At 61.1% G+C, this 23,995-nt stretch carries 18 protein-coding genes and 1 tRNA gene; 5 read left to right on the top strand and 14 right to left on the bottom strand.

Annotated features, from left to right (window positions below):
* The first annotated feature begins 9 nt into the window (after nucleotides 1-9).
* Complete coding sequence (locus ASG19_RS11675; RefSeq protein WP_062456805.1) at nucleotides 10-951, top strand: DMT family transporter; 942 nt, start codon at nucleotides 10-12, stop codon at nucleotides 949-951.
* 82 nt (nucleotides 952-1,033) lie between these two features.
* Here the strand turns inward: ASG19_RS11675 and mfd are convergent, their stop codons facing one another.
* Together mfd and ASG19_RS11665 are read right to left on the bottom strand one after the other, a co-directional pair.
* Nucleotides 1,034-4,564, bottom strand: a complete 3,531-nt coding sequence (gene mfd, locus ASG19_RS11670) for a transcription-repair coupling factor (protein WP_062456802.1) — start codon at nucleotides 4,562-4,564, stop codon at nucleotides 1,034-1,036.
* Nucleotides 4,561-4,884, bottom strand: coding sequence for a succinate dehydrogenase assembly factor 2 (locus tag ASG19_RS11665; RefSeq protein ID WP_062456798.1), 324 nt, complete (start codon nucleotides 4,882-4,884; stop codon nucleotides 4,561-4,563). The genes mfd and ASG19_RS11665 overlap by 4 nt, the downstream gene beginning before the upstream one ends.
* 91 nt (nucleotides 4,885-4,975) lie before the next feature.
* On the opposite strand from ASG19_RS11665, the gene recG reads away from it, so the two are divergent.
* Nucleotides 4,976-7,081, top strand: a complete 2,106-nt coding sequence (gene recG / locus ASG19_RS11660) for an ATP-dependent DNA helicase RecG (RefSeq protein ID WP_062456795.1) — start codon at nucleotides 4,976-4,978, stop codon at nucleotides 7,079-7,081.
* Here the strand turns inward: recG and ASG19_RS11655 are convergent.
* From ASG19_RS11655 to pcsA, 8 genes are all read right to left on the bottom strand, one after another.
* Entirely contained in the window at nucleotides 7,078-7,797 is a 720-nt protein-coding gene (locus ASG19_RS11655; RefSeq protein ID WP_062456791.1) for a DUF502 domain-containing protein, read from the bottom strand. The two genes, recG and ASG19_RS11655, sit on opposite strands and share 4 nt — an antisense overlap.
* A gap of 96 nt (nucleotides 7,798-7,893) precedes the next feature.
* On the bottom strand, nucleotides 7,894-9,720 hold the full coding sequence (glmS, locus tag ASG19_RS11650; RefSeq protein WP_062456788.1) for a glutamine--fructose-6-phosphate transaminase (isomerizing): 1,827 nt from the start codon (nucleotides 9,718-9,720) through the stop codon (nucleotides 7,894-7,896).
* A 203-nt stretch (nucleotides 9,721-9,923) separates the two neighbouring features.
* On the bottom strand, nucleotides 9,924-11,279 hold the full coding sequence (gene glmU, locus ASG19_RS11645) for a bifunctional UDP-N-acetylglucosamine diphosphorylase/glucosamine-1-phosphate N-acetyltransferase GlmU (protein WP_062456785.1): 1,356 nt from the start codon (nucleotides 11,277-11,279) through the stop codon (nucleotides 9,924-9,926).
* Between the two features lie 132 nt (nucleotides 11,280-11,411).
* Nucleotides 11,412-12,485, bottom strand: a complete 1,074-nt coding sequence (locus ASG19_RS11640) for a BMP family ABC transporter substrate-binding protein (RefSeq protein WP_062456782.1) — start codon at nucleotides 12,483-12,485, stop codon at nucleotides 11,412-11,414.
* 45 nt (nucleotides 12,486-12,530) lie between these two features.
* The gene (locus tag ASG19_RS11635; RefSeq protein ID WP_062456779.1) at nucleotides 12,531-13,445 is read right to left on the bottom strand and encodes an ABC transporter permease; all 915 of its coding nucleotides are present in this window, start codon (nucleotides 13,443-13,445) and stop codon (nucleotides 12,531-12,533) included.
* On the bottom strand, nucleotides 13,445-14,530 hold the full coding sequence (locus ASG19_RS11630; RefSeq protein ID WP_062456776.1) for an ABC transporter permease: 1,086 nt from the start codon (nucleotides 14,528-14,530) through the stop codon (nucleotides 13,445-13,447). Before ASG19_RS11630 ends, ASG19_RS11635 begins: the two co-directional genes overlap by 1 nt.
* On the bottom strand, nucleotides 14,520-16,115 hold the full coding sequence (locus ASG19_RS11625; RefSeq protein WP_062456772.1) for an ABC transporter ATP-binding protein: 1,596 nt from the start codon (nucleotides 16,113-16,115) through the stop codon (nucleotides 14,520-14,522). Before ASG19_RS11625 ends, ASG19_RS11630 begins: the two co-directional genes overlap by 11 nt.
* Nucleotides 16,116-16,281: 166 nt before the next feature.
* A complete protein-coding gene (gene pcsA / locus ASG19_RS11620) occupies nucleotides 16,282-17,010 on the bottom strand; it encodes a phosphatidylcholine synthase (protein ID WP_062456769.1) in 729 nt (242 codons plus the stop codon).
* 215 nt (nucleotides 17,011-17,225) lie between these two features.
* Between pcsA and ASG19_RS11615 the strand changes: the two genes are divergently transcribed.
* Nucleotides 17,226-18,428, top strand: coding sequence for a UbiH/UbiF family hydroxylase (locus ASG19_RS11615; protein WP_062456766.1), 1,203 nt, complete (start codon nucleotides 17,226-17,228; stop codon nucleotides 18,426-18,428).
* Here the strand turns inward: ASG19_RS11615 and ASG19_RS11610 are convergent.
* Together ASG19_RS11610 and ASG19_RS11605 are read right to left on the bottom strand one after the other, a co-directional pair.
* On the bottom strand, nucleotides 18,405-19,367 hold the full coding sequence (locus ASG19_RS11610; protein WP_062456763.1) for an AEC family transporter: 963 nt from the start codon (nucleotides 19,365-19,367) through the stop codon (nucleotides 18,405-18,407). The two genes, ASG19_RS11615 and ASG19_RS11610, sit on opposite strands and share 24 nt — an antisense overlap.
* Before the next feature lie 43 nt (nucleotides 19,368-19,410).
* Complete coding sequence (locus tag ASG19_RS11605) at nucleotides 19,411-20,163, bottom strand: cytochrome c biogenesis CcdA family protein (protein WP_062456760.1); 753 nt, start codon at nucleotides 20,161-20,163, stop codon at nucleotides 19,411-19,413.
* A gap of 218 nt (nucleotides 20,164-20,381) precedes the next feature.
* On the opposite strand from ASG19_RS11605, the gene ASG19_RS11600 reads away from it, so the two are divergent.
* Together ASG19_RS11600 and ASG19_RS11595 are read left to right on the top strand one after the other, a co-directional pair.
* Nucleotides 20,382-20,457: transfer RNA gene (locus ASG19_RS11600), tRNA-Lys, on the top strand.
* A gap of 100 nt (nucleotides 20,458-20,557) precedes the next feature.
* Nucleotides 20,558-20,803, top strand: coding sequence for a DUF982 domain-containing protein (locus ASG19_RS11595; protein ID WP_062458038.1), 246 nt, complete (start codon nucleotides 20,558-20,560; stop codon nucleotides 20,801-20,803).
* A gap of 31 nt (nucleotides 20,804-20,834) precedes the next feature.
* Here ASG19_RS11595 and ASG19_RS11590 read toward each other — a convergent pair whose 3' ends face one another.
* A complete protein-coding gene (locus tag ASG19_RS11590; RefSeq protein WP_062456757.1) occupies nucleotides 20,835-22,130 on the bottom strand; it encodes an HlyD family type I secretion periplasmic adaptor subunit in 1,296 nt (431 codons plus the stop codon).
* An 8-nt stretch (nucleotides 22,131-22,138) separates the two neighbouring features.
* Nucleotides 22,139-23,914 (bottom strand): type I secretion system permease/ATPase, encoded by a 1,776-nt coding sequence (locus tag ASG19_RS11585; protein WP_062456754.1) that lies wholly within the window; start codon nucleotides 23,912-23,914, stop codon nucleotides 22,139-22,141.
* Between the last annotated feature and the right edge of the window lie 81 nt (nucleotides 23,915-23,995).

Raw genomic sequence — 23,995 nt, 5'->3', positions numbered from 1 at the left:
GTCATCTTTGTGCAGAAAGACCAGACCCTCAAGGGTGTCCTCATCGCCTTTGCGGCCTTCGCCGCCTATGCATGGAGCGACGCCAGCGTCAAATTGATCGAGGGCCAGCTGAGCCCCTATCAATCCTCGTTCCTCGGCGCGGTCTTCTGCCTCGTCGGTCTTCCCTTCCTCATGAAGAAGGGCGACCGCTGGACGGATATCTTCAACACCACCAACAGATCGCTCTGGATCCTGCGATTTGTGGCGCAGGCCGGCGGCACGATCGGCAGCGTCACTGCCTTCACCCATCTGTCGATGGCCGAAGCGTTCGCGCTGATCTTTCTTCTTCCGTCCTTCGTCACCATCATGTCGGTCATCTTCCTCAAGGAACAGGTCGGATACAGGCGCTGGGCCGCGGTCGTCATCGGCTTTGTCGGCGTCATGATCGTGCTCCGCCCCGGATTTCGCGAACTCTCGATCGGCCATCTCGGCGCCGTCTTCGGCGGCTTGAGCGGAGCCATCTCGATCGTCGTGTTCAGGGCCATGGGACCATCAGAGAAGAACATATCGCTCTACGGGGCCGGCGTGCTCGGAACGCTCGTCGTGTGCGGCGCGCTTGCCCTGCCCGGCTTCCAGGCACCGACGGCAATCCAGTGGCTCTGGCTGGCCGGCTACGGGCTTCTGGCAGCACTCGGCGCGATCCTGGTCATGTATGCAGCCGCCTATGCACCCGCGACCCTGATCGGTCCGACGCAATATAGCCAAATGATCTGGGCGGTGCTGTTCGGCTACTTGGTCTTCGGCGACCATATCGACCTGCCGATGGTGATCGGCATCATCCTGATCATCGGCTCGGGCATGCTGACCCTCATTCGCGAACGCGTTCGCGGCACGCCGCTTCCGCCGGCCCTTGGCTCGGATACGCAGGCCGCCGCGGTGATGGCGCCGGAAGCGCCAGACACGAAGCCCTGAAAGCCACAGTATCGATTGAACGAAAAAGGCCGGCGAGCTCTGCTCACCGGCCTTTTGTTTGTTGTCGAAGCGACGAGACGCTTCAGGTCTTCGCCAGTTCCGCAAACTGCGTCATCACCTGGGCTGCAGCCGTCAGCCGCTTTGTCGGCGTCGGCAGGTCGCGGTTGAGGAAGATGCTCTGGTCCGGCCTGATCTTCGCAAGCGAACCCTGCTTGGCGATATAGCCGACCAGCGCCGCCGGGTTGGGGAACTGCTTGTCACGGAAGACGATGACCACGCCCTTCGGACCGGCATCGACCTTCTCGACATTCGCCTTGCGGCAGAGCGTCTTGATATAGACGACCTTGAGCAGGTTCTGCACCTCGGGCGGCATCGGCCCGAAGCGATCGATCATTTCCGCACCGAAGCCATCGATCTCCGACAGTTCCTGCACTTCGCCAAGGCGGCGATAGAGACCCATGCGCAGATGCAGATCCGGCACGTAGTTCTCCGGGATCATCGTGGTGATGCCGACGGAGATCTGTGGCGACCAGCCCGTATCGACGACGTCGTCCTCACCCTTCACCTCCGCAACCGCCTCTTCCAGCATCTGCTGGTAAAGCTCGAAACCGACTTCCTTGATGTGACCAGACTGCTCCTCGCCGAGAAGATTGCCGGCGCCGCGGATGTCGAGGTCGTGGCTTGCCAGCTGGAAACCGGCGCCCAACGTATCGAGCGACTGCAGCACCTTGAGGCGACGGTCCGCCATCTGGGTGAGCGTCTTGTTGACTGGCAGCGTGAACAGCGCAAATGCCCGAACCTTCGAGCGCCCGACGCGGCCACGCAGCTGATAGAGCTGCGCCAGTCCGAACATGTCGGCCCGGTGCACGATCAGTGTATTCGCAGTCGGCACGTCGAGACCGGATTCGACGATCGTGGTCGAGAGAAGCACATCATACTTGCCGTCGTAGAAGGCATTCATGATGTCTTCCAGCTCGCCGGCAGCCATCTGGCCATGCGCAACCGCGACCTTGAGTTCCGGCACGTCCGACTGCAGGAATGCCTGGATATCGGCAAGATCCGCCAGCCGCGGGCAGACGTAGAAACTCTGGCCGCCGCGGTAATGCTCTCGCATCAGCGTCTCGCGGATGACGAGCGGATCAAACGGCGAGATAAATGTCCGCACCGCCATGCGGTCGACCGGCGGCGTGGTGATCAGCGACAGTTCGCGAACGCCCGTCATGGCCAACTGCAGCGTCCGCGGGATCGGCGTCGCAGACAGCGTCAGCACATGCACGTCGGTCTTCATGTCCTTCAGCCGTTCCTTGTGCTTCACCCCGAAATGCTGCTCCTCGTCGATGATCAGAAGGCTCAAGTTCGCGAACTGGATGCTGTTGCCCAGTAGCGCATGGGTGCCGACGACGATATCGACCTTGCCCTCGGACAATTCCTTCTTCGTCAGCGCCAGTTCCTTTGCCGGCACAAGACGCGAGGCCTGTGCAATCCGGATCGGCAGCCCGCGGAAGCGGTTGGTGAAGGTCTTGAAATGCTGGCGTGCCAGCAGGGTCGTCGGAACGACGACCGCAACCTGGGCACCGTTCATCGCGGCAAAGAAGGCTGCGCGCAGCGCCACTTCGGTCTTGCCGAAACCGACGTCGCCGCAAACGAGGCGATCCATCGGACGGCCCGCGGCCAGATCGTCCCGCACGGCCTCGATCGCAGTTGCCTGGTCTTCCGTCTCGTCATAGGGGAAACGTGCCGCGAACTCGTCGTAGAGCCCTTCCGGCGTTGCGAGAACCGGCGCACGACGCACCATGCGCGTCGCAGCGATCCGGATCAGATCGCCGGCCATATCCAGCAGGCGCTTCTTGAGCTTGGCCTTGCGGGCCTGCCAGGCGCCGCCACCAAGCTTGTCGAGATTGGCTTCCGCTGCATCCGACCCGTAGCGGGAAAGAAGGTCGATGTTTTCGACGGGCAGGAAGAGCTTGGCCTGATCCGCATAATGCAGTTCCAGGCAGGCGCGCGGCGCGCCGGCGGCCTCGATCGTGATCAGGCCGACAAACTTGCCGATACCGTGTTCGGCGTGGACGACAAGCGACCCTTCGTCGAGACCCGCAACTTCGGTGAGGAAATCGGCTCCACGCTTGCGGCGCTTGCCGCGACGAACCATGCGGTCGCCAAGAATATCCTGCTCGCCGATCACGGCGATATCGCCGGTCTCGAACCCCGCCTCCAGGCTCATCACGGCGGACGCCGCCTCGCCTTTTTCAAGCTTCTGCAGGTCCGACAGCTTGTCGATCGGCTTGATACGCTTCAGGCCGCGTTCATCCAGCACCTGCAGCAGGCGGTCGAGCGAGCCGACAGACCAGCCGGTGATCAGAACCTTCGTGCCTTCAGCGCGCTTGTCGGCGATATGCTTGACGACGAGATCGAAAATATTGACACGAACGTCGCTATCGGAATCGTGCTCCTGGGTCTCGGACCCGGTCTCCGCCTGACTTTTCGCCCAACGCGGCCCCGTATGGGCATCCAGCGTCAAGACCGGACGACCGGCCGAATCCATCTCGTTGAAGGGCGTCAGCCTGATGGCGGCCACCTGATCGAGCGTTTCCGCAAACGAGTTGCCGTCGAGATAGAGCTGGCCCGGCGATACCGGCTTGTAGGGCGTTGCCTGTGCGGCGGCACCCTTGCCCAGGCTCGCCTGATCGCGGCGTGCCTCGAAGTAGTCGGTGACCAGCTTTGAGCGCTCAGTCGCCGCTTCGCGTGCATTGTGATCCGTGACGATCCGGAAACCGTGCAGATAGTCGAACGCGGTCTCGAGCTTCTCGTAAAACAGTGGCAGCCAGTGTTCCATGCCCGCATAACGACGACCCTCGGACACGGCCTGATAGAGCGCGTCGTCACGGTTGGCAGCGCCGAACAGCGAAAGGTAATTCGTGCGGAAGCGGCTGATCGTGTCGGGCGTCAGCGTCACTTCGCTCATCGGGTTGAGATCGAGCGAGCGGGCCTGACCTGTCGTGCGCTGGCTTGCCGGATCGAACGACCGGATCGTTTCCAGCGTATCGCCGAAGAAATCGAGCCGCACCGGCTCTTCCGTTCCGGGCACAAACACGTCGAGAATACCGCCGCGCACAGCGAATTCGCCGACTTCACGAACCGTCGAGACGCGGTCGAAGCCGTTGCGCTCAAGCCGCGCGGCAATATCGTCCATCCGGATCACGTTGCCGGGCTTGGCTGAAAACGCCAGGCTTTCGATCACCGAGGCTGGCGCGATCTTCTGCAACATCGCATTGACGGTGACGAGCACAATGGCCGGATGCGGCTTCTTGGCATGCGCGATCAGCCCCGACAGGGCGGCAAGTCTCCTTGCGGAGACATCGGCACTCGGCGACACACGGTCATAGGGCAGACAGTCCCAGGCCGGCAGCGACAGAACCGGAATTTCCGGCGCAACGAAGGACAGCATCTGCTCCAGATCCGGCATCCGCTGGCCGTCCGAGAGAACGTAGGCAACCGACTGTCCGGCCCGCGCCAGTTCCGCAAGAACAAGCGCTTCGGTGCCGGCCGGCACACTGCCGATGGTCAGCGGTGTTGAGGCCGCCGCGATCTTCTTCGCGTTAAATCCGGAAATCATTGGCCGAGTTTCTCTTGCAACGACTCTCTGGTCACGGGATCGAAGTCCGGCTTGTAGGCGGCGATACGCGCAAACAGAGGCGTATTGCGTTCCTCGGGCAGCGCCATAGCGCCGGTGATCCAGGCGTGCAGGTCGTGGTCCTGCTCATCCATGATCACTTCAAACTCGTCCAGTTCCGTATCGGAGAGGTTGGAAATCTCCGCCTCGGCGAAGCTGCCGAACACGAGATCCATCTCGCGAATACCGCGATGCCAGCAGCGATAGAGAATACGTCGGCGACGGGGGTCGAGATCCGCGCTGGTGCGTGCCAATCCAGTCATAAGCCAAGTCCCTGTTTTGCGGTTCATATAGGATTGTTTTCGGCTCGCGTCACCTTGCCAAATGGGCAAAACTTGCGCCATTTAGCCAACCATGCGCCCTGCCATACTCGATCCGCTGTTTGCCTCCGTCTCATCGCTGCCCGGCGTCGGCCCGAAGATCGCCGACCTGATCGCGCGTGTCACCGGACGCGAGGATGCGGAAGACTGCCGGGTCGTCGATCTCTTGTTCCATGCGCCTTATTCGCTGATTGATCGCCGCAATCGTCCGGGCATCGCGCTCGCGCCGCAGGGAGCGATTGTCACCATCGAGGGACGCGTCGACCGGCATCAGCCGCCACCGGCCCGGACCAACCAGCCCTACCGGGTCTTTCTGCACGATGAGACGGGCGAACTCGCCCTCACCTTCTTCCGGGCAAAGGGAGACTGGCTGCACAAGACGCTTCCGGTCGACGAACAGGTCATGGTCAGCGGCAAGGTCGACTGGTTCAACGGCCGCGCCTCGATGATCCATCCGGATTTCATGGTGAAGGTATCGGAAGCCGAAAACCTGCCGCTTGTCGAGCCCGTCTATCCCATGACTGCGGGCCTCTCTTCGAAGACATTCCGCCGGACGATTGAAGCTGCAATCGCGCGCCTGCCCCAGTTCCCGGAATGGGCGGATCTGAGCCTCACGCAGCGCGAGGGCTTTCCTACCGTAACGGAAGCCTTTCAGGAACTGCACGATCCGCGGGACGAAACGGATATCGATCCCCAGTCCAAGGCACGCCGCCGCTTGGCCTATGACGAATTTCTCGCAGGCCAGGTGTCGCTGGCACTGGTGCGCCAGAAGATCCGCAAAGTGCCGGGACAGCCGATCCGGGTAAAGGGCGAGCTTGCCGCCCGTCTCGTTGCCGCGCTGCCCTTTTCGCTGACGCCGAGCCAGAAATCCTCTGTCGAGGATATCACCAAGGATATGGCAGGCGAAGACCGCATGCTGCGGCTGCTGCAGGGCGATGTCGGCGCCGGCAAGACGCTGGTGGCCCTTCTGGCGATGGCAGCCGCCGTCGAAGCCGGCGGCCAGGCCGTTCTGATGGCACCGACTGAAATCCTCGCCCGCCAGCATTTCTCGACCATCTCGAAACTGGCCGGTGCCGCAGGTGTCACGGTCGAACTGCTGACCGGCCGCACCAAGGGTCGCGAACGCGAAGCCATCGTCGAGCGGATTGCATCCGGCGAGGCCCAGATCGTCATCGGCACCCACGCGCTGTTCCAGGATACCGTGAGCTATCACAGCCTGATGCTGGCCGTCGTCGATGAGCAGCATCGGTTCGGCGTGCATCAGCGTCTGCGTCTGACCGCCAAGGGCATATCCCCGCATATGCTGGTCATGACCGCGACGCCCATCCCGCGCACGCTGGTGCTGGCAGCCTTCGGCGACATGGACGTGTCCAAGCTGACCGAAAAGCCGGCCGGCAGAAAGCCGATCCAGACCGTGACGATCCCGACCGAACGGATCGGCGACGTCGTCGGCCGCCTGCGCAGCGCCGTCGCAGAGGGAAAGAAGGCCTACTGGATCTGCCCGCTGGTCGAAGAATCGGATGTATCAGAACTCATGTCGGCCGAGGAGCGCTACGCGGTACTGGCCCGCGAACTCGGTGCCGACAATGTCGGCCTCGTGCATGGCCGAATGGCCGGACCGGAAAAAGACGCCGTCATGAGCGCCTTCAAGAACGGCGAGATCCGCCTGCTTGTCGCAACCACCGTCGTCGAGGTCGGCGTCGACGTGCCCGATGCGACGATCATGGTGATTGAACATGCGGAGCGGTTCGGTCTGGCGCAGCTCCACCAGTTGCGTGGGCGTGTGGGGCGTGGAGACGAAGCCTCCACCTGCATTCTTCTCTACAAGGGACCACTCAGCGAGACCGGCCACGCGCGCCTGTCGATTCTCCGCGACAGCGAGGACGGATTTCTGATCGCCGAGGAAGACCTGAAACTGCGTGGCGAGGGAGAGCTCCTCGGCACCCGCCAGTCAGGCACGCCAGGGTTCAAGATCGCAAGCCTCGAAGCACACGCGGATCTTCTCGAGATCGCCCGCAAGGACGCGACCTACCTCCTCGATCGAGATCCGGACCTCACAAGCGAACGCGGCGAGGCCGTACGCGCCCTGCTCTATCTACATCGACGCGACGAAGCGATCCGCTTCCTGCGCGCAGGCTAAAGGGCGGTCGGCGGAGTGGTAACAGTGGGCATGTCCTGCGGTGCCGGCAGGATCGGGACCTCGCCCGGCTTCGGCGTATAGGCCGGCGATATAAGCCCACCCGAGATCAACAGTTTGGCGCCCTCTTCCGGCGTCATGTCGAGCATGATGATCTGGCTTTTGCGCACGAACATCAGAAAACCTGCCGTCGGAACAGGCGTCGGAGGCATGAACACCGCCACCATCTCCTCGCCGTCCGCGTTAAGCTTCTCGGCAATCTCGCCCTGTGCATCGCCGGCAATGAACACCAGCACCCAGGTGCCGGGTGTCGGAAACTCCACCATGCCGCACTTCTTGAAGGACGTGGACTGTTCCTTCAGAACCGTCTCCAGGATCTGTTTGACGCTCTTGTAGATGGTCCGGATAAGCGGCATCTGGTTGAGGATCGACTCGCCGAAACTGACGATCGAGCGACCGATCAGGTTCCTGCCGAGAAAGCCGATGATGGTGATCATCACCATCGCCAGCAGCAGACCGGTGCCGGGAATCGTTACATCGAAGTAATATTGGGGGTCGTAACGCTGCGGGATGTAGGGCGTTACCCAGCTATCGGCCCAGTCGATGAAGGTAAAGGTAAGCCATATGGTGATCGCCAAAGGCGCGCATATGATCAGGCCTGTCAGGAAGTTGTTTCTGAGCCGACCGGCCAGCGATAAGCGCTCTGGGCTGTCGCTCATGAAAATTCCTTACCTGTGACTTGCATTGTCGCATTCATCGAATGCGACAATGCAAGATGCAATGCTGCGATGCAAGGGAAAGCAACCCTTTCCCGATCACTCCACAGTTACGGATTTGGCGAGGTTGCGAGGCTGATCGACATCGGTGCCCATAAACACGGCCGTATGGTAGGCGAGCAGCTGGATCGGCAGCGAAAAGATCATCGGTGAAATGATCTCGTCCACATTCGGCAGCACGATTGTCGCCATCGTCGGAAGTTTCGAGGCAGCGGCCCCCTTCTCGTCGGTGATGAAGATGATCTTGCCGCCGCGCGCCGCCACTTCCTGCATGTTCGAGACCGTCTTTTCGAAGAACCGGTCATGTGGTGCAATCACGATGACCGGCATGTGCTCGTCGATGAGGGCGATCGGTCCGTGCTTCAGTTCGCCGGCTGCGTAGCCTTCCGCGTGAATGTAGGAGATTTCCTTGAGTTTCAGAGCACCTTCCAGTGCAAGCGGATAGCTCGTGCCGCGACCAAGATAGAGCACATCCTTGAAGCGCGAAAGCTCTCGCGAAAGCGCCTCGATCTGCGGCTGGATGTCGTTCAATACCCGGCTCATGATTCGCGGCATCTCGGCTAAGTGCTTTACCATCGCCTTCTCGTCGCTCTCCGTCACTGTCCCACGAACGCGACCGGCGCCGATCGCAAGAGCCGCCAGAACCGCGAGCTGGCAGGTGAACGCCTTGGTCGAGGCGACACCTATCTCCGGTCCTGCGAGAATTGGAAAGACGGCATCCGATTCGCGCGCGATCGTCGATTCGCGGACATTGACGATGGCCCCGATCTTGAGCCCCTGATCCTTGCAGTAGCGCAGGGATGCGAGTGTATCGGCTGTCTCGCCGGACTGCGAGATGAACAGCGCCGCCTGGCTGGGCGACAGCGGCAGTTCGCGGTAGCGGAATTCCGAGGCGACGTCGATCTCGACGGGAAGGCGAGCGTACCGCTCGAACCAGTATTTGCCGATAAGACCGGACAGATAGGCCGTACCGCAGGCGGAGATCGCGAGACCGGACACCGTCGAGAAATCAATCGCCGTATCCGTCGGCTTCACCGTGTTGGTGGCAAAGTCGATGTAATGGGCAAGCGCATGGGAGATGATCTCCGGCTGCTCGTAGATCTCCTTCTCCATGAAGTGGCGATGGTTGCCCTTGTCGACCATGAAGGTCGCGGCCTGCGAAATCTGGCTCTTGCGGGTAACAGGCCTGCCTTCGTAGTCGATGACCTCGAGACGATCATGGGTGATGATGGCGCAGTCGCCATCGACCAGATAGGTGATCTCGTTGGTAAAGGGCGAAAGCGCAATTGCGTCCGATCCTAAGAACATCTCACCACGGCCATGACCGACGGCAAGCGGCGGTCCGAATCGGGCCGAAAAGATCGTGCCAGGCTCGTCCTCGAACATCACGACCAGTGCATAGGCACCAGAAACGCGGTTGAGCATGGCAAGCATCGCTTCGCGGTGCCCCAAGCCTTCGCGCGTGTAATGCGCCAGTAGATGCGCGACGACTTCCGTATCCGTCTGGCTGGTGAAGACAGCCCCTTCGGCGATCAGGGCGTCCTTGAGTTCGGAGAAATTCTCGATGATGCCGTTATGAACAACCGCGACTCCGTCGACGAAATGCGGATGCGCGTTCGTCTCGTTCGGAACGCCATGCGTCGCCCAGCGGGTATGGGCAATGCCTATCATGCCCGGCAGCGGCTCGCCATCGAGCTTCTTTTCGAGGTTGAACAGCTTGCCCTCGGCGCGGCGGCGATCGAGCTTGCCGTCGTGGATGGTGGCGACGCCAGCGGAATCATAGCCGCGGTATTCCAGCCGCCGCAACGCCTCGACCAGACGCGTCGCTACCGGCTCATGGCCTACGATCCCGACAATCCCGCACATATAGGCCTCTCCAATTCTTCTCGTTCGATCGCGAAGTCCTAGCCGATTGCCCTCGCCGTGCAATCACCGGCGCGGTCACTTTCGATGTCGAACAGTAACGCGAAATCCTTAATGGGTCGGACCTGCCGCTGCGGCCTGTTCGAAGCAGTTCTTGCCCCTCCCGCAGCGACGGATCCTTCCGTCTTCAATGTAGCCCCGGACGGCTACTTCGCCTTGGATGCCTTGATCGCCAGCGCGCGCTCGCGGATCACCTTTGCGCGGTCCGGCTTCACTTCCTGCCGGGCGCGACCAAGGGCCAGCGCATCGTCAGGCACATCCTCGGTAATCACACTGCCTGACGCGACATAGGCCCCGTCGCCGATCGACACCGGCGCAACCAATGACGAGTTGGATCCGATAAAGCTGTTCGCGCCGATCCGGGTCTCATGCTTGTTGACGCCGTCATAGTTGCAGGTGATCGTGCCGGCGCCGATATTGGCATGCGCGCCGATGACGGCATCGCCGATATAGGTGAGGTGGTTCACCTTGGCGCCCTCGCCCACCTTGCCGTTTTTCACCTCGCAGAAATTCCCGACCTTCGAGCCCTCGGCGAGATCAGCACCTGGCCGTAGCCGCGCGAATGGCCCGACTGTCGCACCCGAACTGACATGCGCACCTTCGATATGGGAAAACGCGTGGATGACCGCACCGCTATCGATCGTCACGCCCGGCCCGAACACCACATTCGGCTCGATCAGCGCGTCCTGTCCGATCTGCGTATCATAGGCCAGGAAAACTGTTTCCGGCGCAATCATGGTGACACCGGACACCATCAGTTCATGTCGGCGACGCTCCTGCCACAGGCGCTCGATGTAAGCCAGTTCCGCCCGGTTGTTGCAGCCGGTCAGTTCCGTTTCGGGCGCATCCACGGCAACGACCTTGCCGCCGTTCGCCCGGGCGATCTCCACGAGATCCGTCAGGTAATACTCGCCCTTGGCATTGGCATTGCCGATCTGTTCGAGCAGGGCCAGAGCCTTGGCACCGTTGATTGCCATCAGGCCGCTATTGCACCAGGTGACCTTGCGTTCCTCCTCAGTCGCATCCTTCTCCTCCCGGATGGCGACAAGTTCGCCATTCTCCACCAGAAGACGACCGTAGCCGGTCGGCTTGTCCGTGTGGAAGCCGATGACCACGACATCGGCGCCATTCTGCAACTCAGCCCGAGCGGCCATGAACGGGGCAGCGGTGATCAACGGAACGTCGGCATAGGCCACCAGAACGTCGTCGAAACCTTCCGCGATCGCGTCACGCGCCGCGAGAACTGCGTGTCCGGTGCCAAGCCGCTCCGTCTGCAGGAAAGCTTTGACCGATATCCCGCCGATTGCACCTGCCTTGGCAACCTTGTCTGCGTCGCGGCCGACCACAAGTGCTGCGTCCGTCATGCCGGCCGAAGCGACCGCTGCCATCACATGCGCGATCATCGGCCGCCCGGCGACCGGATGCAGCACTTTCGACATGGACGATTTCATTCTCGTACTGTCGCCAGCGGCAAGAATGACGGCAAGGCAGGAACGGCTCATTTCAGAATCTCCTTCGGCGATCGCCGCCTGTGTAGCAGCAAGTGTCTTGAAGGGCGATAAACGGCATATGTCCATCAGAAACAAAAAGGGCGCCGATGAAGGCGCCCTTTGAAATTCAGCTTATAGACGAGCTCACTTCGGAAGCTTGTCGTCCACGCCCTGGATGTAGAAGTTCATGCCGAGCAGAACGCCGTCCTCGGCCTTTTCGCCGGCCTTCAGCCACTCGGAACCGTCCTGCTTGTTGATCGGGCCGGTGAACGGATGCAGTTCGCCGGACTTGATCTTGGCTTCGGTCTCTTCGGCCATCGCCTTCACGTCGTCAGGCATATTGGTGTAGGGCGCCATCGTCAGGATACCGTCCTTCAGGCCGTCCCAGATCTGCTCGGACTTCCAGGAGCCGTCGAGAAGTGCCTTGGTGCGCTTGATGTAATAGGCGCCCCAGGTATCGACGATCGCAGTCAGCTGCGTCTTCGGACCGGCGGCGATCATGTCGGAGGCCTGACCGAATGCGAAAATGCCGCGTTCGGCTGCAACCTGCATCGGTGCCGTCGTGTCGGTGTGCTGGGTCAGGATATCGACGCCCTGGTCGACCAGTGCCTTGGCGGCATCGGCTTCCTTGCCCGGGTCGAACCAGGTGTTGGCCCATACGACCTTGAGCTTGAAATCAGGATTGACCGACTTCGCACCGAGTTCGAAAGCGTTGATGCCCATCACCACTTCCGGGATCGGGAAGGATGCGATGTAGCCGGCAACGCCCTTCTTCGACATCTTCGCAGCGATCTGGCCCTGGATGTAGCGGCCTTCGTAGAAGCGCGAATTGTAGGTCGCGAGGTTCGGACCAGCCTTGAAGCCGGTTGCATGTTCGAACTTCACGTCCGGGAATTTCGCGGCAACCTTCACGGTCGCATCCATGAAGCCGAACGAGGTCGTGTAGACGATCGCGCAACCGGAGCGGGCCATGCGCTCGATCGCACGTTCGGCATCCGGACCTTCCGGCACGCTTTCGAGGAACGGCGTCTCGATCTTGTCGCCAAGTGCCTTTTCCAGCTCGATACGGCCGCGATCATGCGCCTGGGTCCAGCCGCCGTCGGTCTTGGAACCGACATAGATGAAGCAGACCTTCTTCTTTTCCTGGGCCTGCGCGCCGGTCGAGAAACCACCCAGAAGGGCGGCCGACGCGGCTAGGGCGATAATCAGTTTCTTCATTTCCTAAACCTCTATTGGCTTGAAGACGGGGTGTGCTTACCGCGGTCACCGATCGGGGACGAATGCCTTTCCGAGCGAAGCCGGCGTATTGATGAGCGTCGTGCGACGATTATGCGAGATGATGATGAGGACGACAATAGTCGCCACGTAAGGAAGTGCGGACAGAACCTGGGACGGAATGCCGATACCGAACGCCTGCGCATGCAGCTGCCCGATCGTCACGGCCCCGAAAAGATAGCCGCCGGCGAGAACCCGCCATGGCCGCCACGAAGCAAAGACGACGAGCGCAAGCGCAATCCAGCCGCGTCCAGCCGACATGTTTTCCACCCATTGCGGCGTATACACAAGCGACAGCTGCGCACCGGCAAGACCCGCACAGGCGCCACCGAACAGCACTGCCAAATAGCGCGTGCGGATGACGTTGATGCCGAGCGCATGCGCCGATCCGTGGTTGTCGCCGATCGCGCGAAGCTTCAGGCCGCGACGGCTCTTGAACAGGAACCAGTTGATGCCGATGACAAGCGCGATAGACAGATAGAAGGTGAGATCCTGCGCGAAGAGAACGCGGCCGAAAAAGGGAATATCCGACAGGAGCGGAATGACGATCGGCTGCAGCTTGATGCCCGGCTGGCCGACGAAACTCTCGCCGAGCTGGCCGGAAATGCCGAGACCCAGGATCGTCAGCGCCAGTCCCGTCGCCACCTGGTTTGCCACCAGCGTCAGCGTCAGGAACCCGAACAGCAGCGAGAACAGCCCACCGCCGACAATGCCGGCGACGATGCCGATATAGGGCGAACCGGTCATCTGCGTCGCCGCAAAGGCGCAGACGGCGCCCATGATCATCATGCCTTCGACGCCGAGGTTGAGCACACCTGCACGTTCGGTGACGAGCTCGCCGAGCGCTGCGATGACGAGCGGCGTTGCGGCAGTGATGACGGTGAGAAGGATCGCCTCGAACATCAGCCCTTTGCCTCCGCCTGGCTTCCGGCAAAGATCAGCCGGATGCGGTAATGGATCAGCGTATCGCAGGACAGAACGAAGAACAGCAGCAGGCCTTGGAAGACGCGGCTGACCTTGTCGGAAATCCCGATCGAAAGCTGGGCTGCCTCACCGCCGAGATAGGTGAGCGCCAGAACGAGGCCCGACGCGATGATCCCGAGCGGATTGAGACGCCCCAGAAACGCGACGATGATCGCGGTGAAACCGTATCCGGGCGAGATAGACGGCTGTACGTGGCCGATCGAACCGGACACTTCCGAGATCCCCGCAAGCCCGGCAAGCCCGCCGGAGACCAGCATCGAGAACCACACCATCCGACGCGCCGAAAAGCCGGCGAAACGCCCTGCCCGTTCCGACTGGCCGAGCACCTGAACCTCGAAACCCTTCAACATGAAGCGCATCATGAACCAGAGCGCGACAGCGGCAATGATCGCGAACGCAAAGCCCCAATGGGCCCGGCCGGAGGCCAGCATTTCCGGCAGCACCGCTTCTATCTGGAAGCTCTTCGTCTGTGGAAAATTATAGCCCTGCGGGTCACGCCAAGGGCCGCGGACCAGCCAGTCGAGAAACAGCTGCGCGATATAGACCAGCATCAGGCTGGTCAGGATTTCGTTGGTGTTGAAACGCGTCTTCAAAAGTGCGGGAATGCCCGCGTAGAGCGCGCCGCCGGCAATGCCCATCAGAAGCATCAGCGGCAGGATCATCGGCGAATGCCACTCGGGATAAAGAACCGGCAGGATCGAACCCGTGATCGCCCCGATCGTGAACTGGCCCTCGGCGCCGATATTCCAGTTGTTCGAGCGGTAGCAGATCGAAAGCCCGACCGCGATCAGGATCAGCGGCGCGGCCTTGACGGCCAGTTCATGCAGCGACCAGACTTCGAGAAGCGGCTCGATGAAGAAGCTGTAGAGCGCCGAGCCCGGGTTCTTGCCGAGCGCCCAGAACAGGATCGCCCCGCCGATCAGTGTCAGCACCAGCGCCAGAAGCGGCGACAGAACTGAAAACAGCGTCGAGACACGGGCACGCTTTTGCAGTTCAATGCGCATGCGTTGCCTCCGGCGAGGACGGCATGGCGTCAGGGATGGAATGGCTCTCGTGGATGCCACCCATCATCAGCCCGATCCGCTCCAGCGACAGGCTGCCGACCGGATGCGGCTCCGACAACTTGCCCTCCGAGATCACAGCGATATTGGTTGCCACCTCAAAAATCTCATCAAGGTCCTGGCTGATCACGACGACGGCAGAGCCGGATTTCGCGAGATCGATCAGCGCCTGCCGGATGCGGCTCGCGGCCCCGGCATCGACGCCCCATGTCGGCTGGTTGACGATCATGATCGAAGGCTGCCGATCGAGTTCGCGCCCCACCACGAATTTCTGCAGATTGCCTCCCGAAAGCGAGCCGGCCAGCGGATTCTCTCCACTCTTGCGCACGTCCATCTGCTGGCAGATGCGTTTGGTAGCCAAGCGGATCGCACCGGAACGCACGATCGACGCCAGACCGCCCGACAGGAATGCCTTCCGGTCCGGCTGGCTGCGCGCCAGAAGCAGATTGTCGGTCAGCGACATGCCGGGCACGGCAGCATGACCATGCCGCTCCTCCGGCACGAAACTGGCACCGAGCAACCGCCGGCCATTGATGCCCGTGCGACCCACGGACTTGCCGCGGACCTTGATCCGGTCATCATCGGCAACCGGATATTCGCCCGACAGCGCGTCGAACAGTTCGCTCTGGCCATTGCCCGCAATGCCCGCAATCGCGAGGATCTCGCCCGCGCGCACGCGCATAGAAATATTCTTCAGGCTGACTGCGAACGGCGAGCGCGCCTTCACGGTCAAATCGGTCACATCGAGCTGCACGTCGCCGAGTGCCACCGTCTCGTCCCGATGCACCGCGGCAACTTCCGTCCCCACCATCATCCGGGCAAGTGACGCTGGCGTCTCCTGCCTCGGATCGCAGGCGCCGGTCACCTTGCCGTGGCGAAGAACGGTGGCGCGGTCGCAGATGCGACGCACTTCCTCCAGCCGGTGGCTGATATAAAGCACCGAGCGGCCCTCGGACTTCAGCTTGAAAAGCGTCTCGAACAACCGGTCCGCTTCCTGCGGCGTGAGCACGGAGGTCGGCTCGTCGAGAATGATCAGCTTCGGGTTCTGGAGGAGAGCCCGCACGATCTCGATCCGCTGGCGTTCACCGACCGAAAGGTCGGCCACATGCGCATAAGGATCAAGCGGCAGTCCGTACGCCTTGGAAAGCGAGGCAGCCTCTTCGGCGATCTTGGCAAGTGGTGTCTTCGGATCGAGCGAGAGCGCGATGTTTTCGGCAACCGTCAGCGCTTCGAACAGCGAGAAGTGCTGAAACACCATGCCGATGCCGAGCTGCCGGGCTTCCCCAGGCGAACCAATCGTCAACGGGTTCCCCTGCCAGACAATCTGCCCGCCCGATGGCTGAAGCACGCCGAACAGCATCTTGACGAGAGTGGATTTGCCGGCACCGTTTTCGCCGAGCAGCGCATGGATTTCACCCGGCGCGATATCGAGATCGATACCACTGCACGCAGCAAAATCGCCGAACAGCTTCGTCAGTCCACGGACCGACAAAAGCGAAGCAGCCTGCTCGCTCTCGGAAAAAGTCACGACGTCCCCTCGTTCACCCGCGCGCCCGGTCTTGAGTGCCGGTATTTCCGCGTCGCAGTTATTTCAAATGCTGAACCCGTCCGGTCTGACCGGATACTGGGTTGATATTGATACCGTTTTTGTTGCCTTGCACAACAGCAAAGAGACGCGTTGCGAAAAAACGCAGCTATTTTCCAAGACCTGGAAAAAGCTGCATGATGCCGCCGATGCAATAGAGATAAAGACTGCTGATCACGACGCCCCAGACGAGCCAGTCCGGTGACTGGAAATGCAGGAGCAGCGAGTAGCCGGCGAGCGCGCACCAGAGCAGGCAGATCCCGAGATTGAGCGGCCGCAGGCGCTTGACGCGCACCGGATGCAGGAAATTGATCGGCAGGAAAGTGGCAACGACCGACACCGAGACGACGATCATTGCCGTCGTGGCACTGGCATCGATGACGAACAGCGTCAGCACCACCATGTTCCAGACGACCGGGAAACCGGAGAAGAAGTACTCGTCGGTCTTCATGCCCATGTCGGCATAGTAGATCGCGCTCGAAACGACGATGGCGCCGGCCGCAACGAATGACCAGGGTTCGCCGATCATTCCACTTTGATAAAGCGCAAAGGCCGGCAGGAGAACGTAAGTCACGTAATCGATGATATTGTCGAGCGTATCGCCCGACCAGTTCGGCAGGACTTCCTTCACATGCACCTTGCGCGCAATCGGTCCGTCGATCCCGTCAACCAGAAGTGCCAGCCCCAGCCACCAGAACATGTCGACAAATCGATGTTCTGCCGCAGCCACGACACCGAGGAATGCCAGGAACGAGCCTGACGCCGTCAGGAGATGCACGGAGAAAGCCCGGATTTCCGCGTAAGGGACGTTCCGATAATTGAATAGTCGCCTGAACACGCGTCCCCCGCCTTTCCGTGAAGCCTGCGAGATATGCGGCCAATTGTCCCCGTTTGCAACTGCGCATGCCGGCGCACACCTGATTATGACCGGGAAAACCAGGATTTCTCTCGATCCCTCGTGGGCAGCGCGTGGCGAATCTGGCGCTGCTACGGCTGGAATTACGGCCAGCACTCTATAAATACGGTGAGAGCGAATGGCTCCGGAGGTGACAGATGCACGAGTTCGAAATTGCCGTCGTTGGCGGCGGCCTGACAGGATCGGTAGCGGCGCTGGCTTTTGGTCGAGCCGGCCGCAAAGTCGCGCTGATTTCGCCGGCATCCGAGCGAGACGATGGGCGCACGACCGCGCTGATGGATCAATCCATCCGCCTGCTGGATCGACTGGGCCTATGGGATATCATCGCACCCTCGGCAGCACCGCTGTCGATCATGCAGATCATCGACGGCACGACGCGGCTGCTGCGCGCGCCCACCACCCAGTTTCGCGCACAGGATGTCGGCCTTTACGCATTCGGCTACAACATTCCCAACAACGCTCTGTCTCCGGCGCTGGAAAAGGCGATCGACCTTGAGCCGAACGTGACCCGGTTCACCCATCAGGTCGACGCGTTTGATTTCTACGGTGATCGCGCCAGCCTCACCTTGTCGGACGGCTCGTCGATGTCCGTTGATCTGGTCATCGGCTCGGATGGGCGAAAGTCGAGCACGCGCGAGGCCGCCGGAATAGACGTCCGCCGCTGGTCCTACCCGCAGTCCGCCCTGGTGATGAACTTTGCCCATACGGTGCCGCATCACAACGTTTCGACGGAGTTCCATACCGAAACCGGTCCGTTCACGCAGGTTCCCCTACCCGGTTCCCGCTCCAGCCTCGTCTGGGTTGTGAGGCCCGAAGAAGCCGAGCGGTTGATGGCGACCGATCTCGACCAGCTGTCGCAGCTCGTCGAAGACCGCATGCAGTCGATGCTTGGAAAGGTGACCGTCGAAGCCGCCCCGCAGGCCTGGCCGCTTTCGAGCCTGATGGCAGACCGGTTCGGCAAGGGTCGTGTCGCACTTGTCGGCGAAGCCGCGCATGCCTTCCCCCCGATCGGCGCCCAAGGCCTCAACCTCTCGCTGCGTGACATCATCACGCTGAGCGATCTGGTGACGGACGAACCGGACAGACCGATTGGCGCGGATATCGGCGATCGTTTCAACCGGAGCCGCCGCCCCGATATCATGACCCGCACCTTCGGTGTCGATCTGCTCAACCGCTCACTCCTGTCGGACTTCCTGCCCGTCCAGATGCTCCGCGCCGGCGGCCTCCAGGTCTTGAAGAACGCTCCGCCTCTTCGCAATCTGATGATGCGGGAGGGCATCGAACCGGGCCGCGGACTGCGCGAGATCTTTTCGGGCCTAAGGAAGCAAGCCCGCAGATAGAAAACCGGAATGGATGAGATAGAGGATCGCTGGCAGGGTGAAGACCGAGGCCAGCGTGATAATCAGGATGCTCGCCGACGCGCGCTCCTGCCAGACGCCATATTGCTGGCTGATGACGAAGACATTGGTGGCCGTCGGCAGGGCTGACAGCAACGTCGCAGAGTAGATCCAGACCGGTTCGAACCCGCCGATCAGCGACAGAACCGAAAACGTCGTCAGTGGCAGTACGATCAGCTTGAAGACGGCAATATAGCCGATCTCGGCCGGAACACGCCGCACCGGCCGCAGCGCCAGTGTCACACCCATTGCAAAGAGCGCGCAGGGCGCCGCCGCTTGCGCCAGATAATCGACAAGCCGCTGCACCGGCTCGGCCGGCTGCCACGCCATCGCGGCGAATGCAAAGCCGACAGCTGTCGAGATGATGAACGGGTGCAGCAGAACCTTGCGGGCGATATCGCCCGCCACCGCCAGCGGTGATCGACCGTCGCCGCCGGCTGCCGCCATCATGGCGGGTGCCACGATGAAATGGGCGGCGTTCTCGAAGCAGACGATCAGCGCCACCGGAACGGCAGCCGCTTCGCCGAAAGCGAGCAGTGCAAGCCCCGGCCCCATATATCCGATGTTGCCGTAAGCGCCGGCAAACGCCTGGATCGTGCAGTCCTCGAATGACGTCTTGCGGATCAGGAACCCGATCAGGAACACCACCGTGAAGATCAAATAGGTCGCGAAGATCTCGCCAAGAATGAAGTCGACCCGCGCCAGTTGCTCCATCGGCGTGCGCGAGACGAGCTTGAAGAACAGCGCCGGAAGTGCCGCATAGATGATGAACGTGTTCATCCATCCAAGCGCCTCGGCCGGTTGTTTGGTGACCTTTGCGGCCACGTAGCCGATCAGGATCAATCCGAAAAACGGGAGCAGCAAGCCGATGATGTCGCCCATGCCGCCTTTAATCCTTACCGCGGTTGACCTTATGGCCGTTCCGTTAGCCGATTTGCATCAGGATTGGAAAGGTCTGCTGGAACCAGATCGCGGCTGACGTCACGAAACCGAAGATGAATGCAAGGCCGGTCAGGATCAGCAACACGCCCATCGCCTTCTCGACGTGACCGAGATGCCGTCGAAAGCGGGTGAGGAACCGCATGAAGGCACCGGAGAACCCGGCAGCGATCCAGAACGGCACGGCGAGACCGAGCGAATAGATTGCGAGCAGCATGGCGCCCTCGCCCACCGTATCGCGCGACGCGGCGACACCGAGGATCGCGCCGAGAACGGGACCGATGCACGGCGTCCAGCCGAACGCGAAAGCCAGCCCCATCACGTAGGCGCCAGACAGCGTCGCCGGCTGTCCACCGCCATGAAACCGCGCCTCGCGCGCAAGCAGGCCAATGCGGAACACGCCGAGGAAATTCAGGCCCATGATGATGATGATCACGCCGCCGATCTTGGAGAGCAGGTCGAGATGCTGCCGGAGAAGAACACCGATCGTCGACGCACCGGCGCCAAGCGCAACGAACACGGTCGCGAAACCGAGCGTGAAGAAGAACGCGGCCAAAAGAACCGCGCGGCGCGTATCCTTTGACCGCGACACGGCCGCATGCCCGTCGCGGAACTGGTCGACGGAAATGCCGGCCATGTAGCACAGGTAGGGCGGCACCAGCGGCAGGACGCACGGGGAAAGAAACGATAGAGCGCCGGCAATCAAGGCACTCAGAAGAGAGATATCAGCAATCGACACGTTTTGGTCCGCAGGTTTTGATCGGAAGTTTCCCACCGTGGAATCGATTGCACCTAAGCATGCCGCGCCCGGAAAGCCAGTCACCTTTTTGCGCGCAGGCGAAGCGACCGGGGAAAAGCGTTGAGGAACGCAATTTTGCACAGCTAGCGGGGTTGACCGCAAAGAGTGACCTGCATATGTTCCGCGCACTTTCAAAGGATGCCTCGGCAGTCTTTAGGGAGAGCGTAGCTCAGCTGGTAGAGCAACTGACTTTTAATCAGTAGGTCCAGGGTTCGAACCCCTGCGCTCTCACCATTTATCCAGATAATGTGGTGAAACTCGACGCTGGCGAAGATGGACTTCAGATGTTCCGTAGTCTTCGACCTGCATCAAATCATGTGAAATTCCCCCGATGATGAACAACCCTTGGTCAAAACCTGTCGTCGTCCTGATTGGCGAGCCGCCTGTCGAAACGACAGTCGAAACGACCCAGGCGGCGGCCTGGGCGATGATCGAGGACTGGCCTGTCGAAGACGGTCCGCTGATCGACCGTGCGCTGATCGTGTGCGCCGAAGTGGATGGTGGAAAACGCAAGCCGGAAGACGCCCGTGCGGCCTTCGTCGCTGCTGCCGAGGAAGCCGGCGTTCTCGTCAGCGCCTGAGACCAATAGCTGCCTATTGATCGCTTTCCGCTCACTCGTCACGGAACGTGTGGTTGATCTGATCCATCATCGGCTTGGTCAGATAGGAGATGACCGACCGGTCGGCGACCTTGATAAACACCTCCGCAGGCATTCCTGGATAGAGCGACAGGCCCTGTAACCGCGCGATATCGCCTGCATCAGGCGCAATCCGCACGATATAGGAGGCAGCGCCGCTACGCTGATCGACAACCGAATCGGGCGAGATCGACGAAATCTTGCCCTGGACTTCAGGCGTGGTCTTCTGGTCGAAAGCGCTGAAGCGTATGTCGACGCTTTGTCCCACGCTCAATTGGTCGATGCTGCGCAAAGCGACCTTCGCCTCGACCGTCAGGCTGCGCGTCTCCGGCGACAGAAGCATCAGCGCCTCGCCCGGATTGGCAACGCCGCCCACCGTGTGCAGCGCCAGCTGATAAATGTAACCGTCAAGCGGTGCGCGAACGTCGAGACGGTCGAGCTGGTCCTGTATGGCGATACGGCGTTCTTCTGATTCGGCGATCTTTGCCTCGACATCGGTCAGGTCACGCGCGTTTTCCGTCTGCCTGTCTTCGTCGAGCTGCAGGATCTGCAGGTTGATCTCGTTGATGCGGCCATGCGCCTGCGCCCGCGTCGCGATCATCCGTCCGCGATTGCCGTCAAGCTCGGCGCGCTGGCGCTTCAGCGTGTTGACACGCTGCATCGTCACGAGCTGCTTTTCGTAGAGCGAGCTGATAGCCGTGTGTTCCTCATCGATCAGCACAATCGAATCGTCGATCGACTTGATCTGCAGCGTGGCGCCCTCAATTTCTTCGGCCAGCTGGCTCTTCCGCTCGGCGAGCTGCTTCTTCATGCCCTCGAGCGAGGCGCGACGGCTAAGGAAGAACTGCTGTTCGCCTTCGATCAGGATGCGGTTCGTCTGGGAATTGATACCCGCGGCCTCGGCTTCCTTGACCGTGAAGTTCTCCTCACCGCGGCGTTCCGCCTGCAACCGCGCGCGCCGCGCGTAAAGCTGTGCCAGCGTGCTGTTGGTAATGCCGAGATTGGATTTGAGCGACGTACCATCCAGCCGCAGCAGGATGTCCCCCGCTTTGACATGCGCGCCTTCCTTGACGAGCAGCTCGGAGACAATACCGCCGGTCAGGTGCTGCACCTTCTTGGCATTGTCCTCGATCACGACACTGCCTTCGGCGACCACCGCATTCGACAATGTCGTGCTGAGCGCCCAGCCGCCGATGCCGCCGACAAGCAACACGCTCAACGTCGATACGAGCAGGATATGGCGCTTCAGCGATCGCTCGGCTGTTGTCATCTTGAGACCTATTGCCTTCCCTGTTCCGGGCTTTCCCCGACGACCTTGAGCGGCGAACTTCTCTCGTTCGGCTGGTTCTCGCGCCGAAGCACCTTCGAGAGCACCTCGTCCTTGGGACCAAAGGCCGCAAGACCACCGTCCTTCATCATCAGCACGAAATCCACGGCCGCGAGCGCACTCGGGCGGTGCGCGACCACGATCACGATGCCCCCGCGTTTGCGGATGCCGATGATCGCGTCCGTCAGCGCGACCTCGCCTTCCGAATCGAGATTGGAATTGGGCTCGTCCAGAACAACCAGAAACGGCTTGCCGAACAACGCACGCGCAAGCCCGATGCGTTGGCGTTGGCCGGCCGAAAGCATGGAACCACTCAAGCCAATATCGGTATCATAGCCGTTCGGCAGGCGCAGGATGAGGTCGTGGACCCCCGCAGCCTTTGCCGCCTCAATGACATCGGCCGCATCAGGGTTTTCACGAAACCGCGCAATGTTGTCCGAAACGCTGCCCGCAAAAAGTTCGATCTCCTGCGGAAGATATCCGAGATGGCGGCCACGGTCCTCGTCGCTCCACTGGTCGAGCGCTGCGCCATCCAGCCTGACACTGCCGCGATAGATCGGCCAGACGGCCGTCAGAGCCCGCACGAGCGATGATTTGCCGGATGCACTCGGTCCGATCACGCCGAGAGCGCTGCCGGCCTGAAGCGTAAACGATACATTGGAAATCACCAGTTTCTGCAGCCCAGCCGGGCCGCTCGATAGGCTCTCCACCGCCAGACTTTGCTTCGGTGCGGGCAGCGACAGAGGCATATCGGCCTCCGGCAGAGCATTGAGCATATGCCGCAACCGTTTCCAGGCCTGCTGGGCCGAAACGAAGCCGCGCCAGTTTGCAATCGCCTGCTCGACCGGGGCGAGCGCGCGGGAGGTAAGGATGGACGACGCGATGATGATGCCGCCGGATGCCTGGTTTTCGATGACGAGCACCGCGCCGACGGCCAGGACCGCCGACTGCAGCGCGATTCGAAAAATCTTGGTAACGGACAGGTATCCGTTCGAGGTATCGGAATTGGTCTGATAGCTGCTGCGATAGTTGGCGTTTGTCGCAGTCCATTGCCGTGAGAAGTCGTTTGCCATGCCCATGGCCTCAATGACTTCGGCATTGCGTTGTGCCGCCGAAAGAAAGGCGCTGCGCTGGCCGGTCAGTTCGTGCACTTTCTTGGCGGAAACCTGCGTGCTGCGATTGGTGAGGTAGGTGAGCACCATAAGGATGAGCGCCCCGCCGACTGCCATATAGCCGATGACCGGATGAAACAGAAAACAGATGGCGACATAGAACGGCAGCCACGGCAGGTCGAAAAAGGCCGGCGGCCCAGCGCTCGAGACAAACGAACGGACCTGGTCGAAATCCTTCATGATCGAAAGACCGTCGATCGACGCCTTCGTCTTGACCGGCGCCTTGAGCATCATCTTGAAAACCCGCGACCCCATCGTATCATCGATGATGCCGGCAATCCTTGTCAGCATGCGGCTGCGGGTAAGCTCGAACGCGCCTTGAAATAGATACAGCATCAATGCCAGCAAGCTGAGCGCGATCAGCGACGGGATGCTGCGGCTTGGGATGACGCGATCATAGACTTGCAGCATGAAGAATGAGCTGGTGAGGTAGAGCACGTTGACCAGTCCGCTCGCGACCGCGACCGCAACGAGACCGGTTCTGCTCCGCGCAATGGCTTCGCTCATCGGATCTTTGGAGGCTTGCCGTGGGGATCCCGAAGCGGTTTCGGCCATAATGCGCAATCCTGATGCAGGGATCACACCTATTACCCGTAACGGGTTTAAAGTTCAATAAAGCCGCGCGGCAGACAGATC

The sequence above is a fragment of the Rhizobium sp. Leaf306 genome (assembly GCF_001423425.1).
GTDB classification, from domain to species: domain Bacteria; phylum Pseudomonadota; class Alphaproteobacteria; order Rhizobiales; family Rhizobiaceae; genus Neorhizobium; species Neorhizobium soli.
Note: the sequence above shows the minus strand (reverse complement) of the source record. Positions and strands in the feature narration are given on the sequence as shown.

Excerpts from the sequence above, each read along its gene's own strand:
- ASG19_RS11590 (WP_062456757.1), bottom strand. The coding sequence starts at position 22,130 with ATGACAACAGCCGAGCGATCGCTGAAGCGCCATATCCTGCTCGTATCG.
- ASG19_RS11635 (WP_062456779.1), bottom strand. The coding sequence starts at position 13,445 with ATGTTCGAGGCGATCCTTCTCACCGTCATCACTGCCGCAACGCCGCTC.
- ASG19_RS11640 (WP_062456782.1), bottom strand. The coding sequence starts at position 12,485 with ATGAAGAAACTGATTATCGCCCTAGCCGCGTCGGCCGCCCTTCTGGGT.
- ASG19_RS11610 (WP_062456763.1), bottom strand. The coding sequence starts at position 19,367 with ATGGGCGACATCATCGGCTTGCTGCTCCCGTTTTTCGGATTGATCCTG.
- glmU (WP_062456785.1), bottom strand. The coding sequence starts at position 11,279 with ATGAGCCGTTCCTGCCTTGCCGTCATTCTTGCCGCTGGCGACAGTACG.
- ASG19_RS11665 (WP_062456798.1), bottom strand. The coding sequence starts at position 4,884 with ATGACTGGATTGGCACGCACCAGCGCGGATCTCGACCCCCGTCGCCGA.
- ASG19_RS11585 (WP_062456754.1), bottom strand. The coding sequence starts at position 23,914 with ATGGCCGAAACCGCTTCGGGATCCCCACGGCAAGCCTCCAAAGATCCG.
- recG (WP_062456795.1), top strand. The coding sequence starts at position 4,976 with ATGCGCCCTGCCATACTCGATCCGCTGTTTGCCTCCGTCTCATCGCTG.
- ASG19_RS11595 (WP_062458038.1), top strand. The coding sequence starts at position 20,558 with ATGAACAACCCTTGGTCAAAACCTGTCGTCGTCCTGATTGGCGAGCCG.
- glmS (WP_062456788.1), bottom strand. The coding sequence starts at position 9,720 with ATGTGCGGGATTGTCGGGATCGTAGGCCATGAGCCGGTAGCGACGCGT.
- mfd (WP_062456802.1), bottom strand. The coding sequence starts at position 4,564 with ATGATTTCCGGATTTAACGCGAAGAAGATCGCGGCGGCCTCAACACCG.
- ASG19_RS11615 (WP_062456766.1), top strand. The coding sequence starts at position 17,226 with ATGCACGAGTTCGAAATTGCCGTCGTTGGCGGCGGCCTGACAGGATCG.
- ASG19_RS11630 (WP_062456776.1), bottom strand. The coding sequence starts at position 14,530 with ATGCGCATTGAACTGCAAAAGCGTGCCCGTGTCTCGACGCTGTTTTCA.
- ASG19_RS11655 (WP_062456791.1), bottom strand. The coding sequence starts at position 7,797 with ATGAGCGACAGCCCAGAGCGCTTATCGCTGGCCGGTCGGCTCAGAAAC.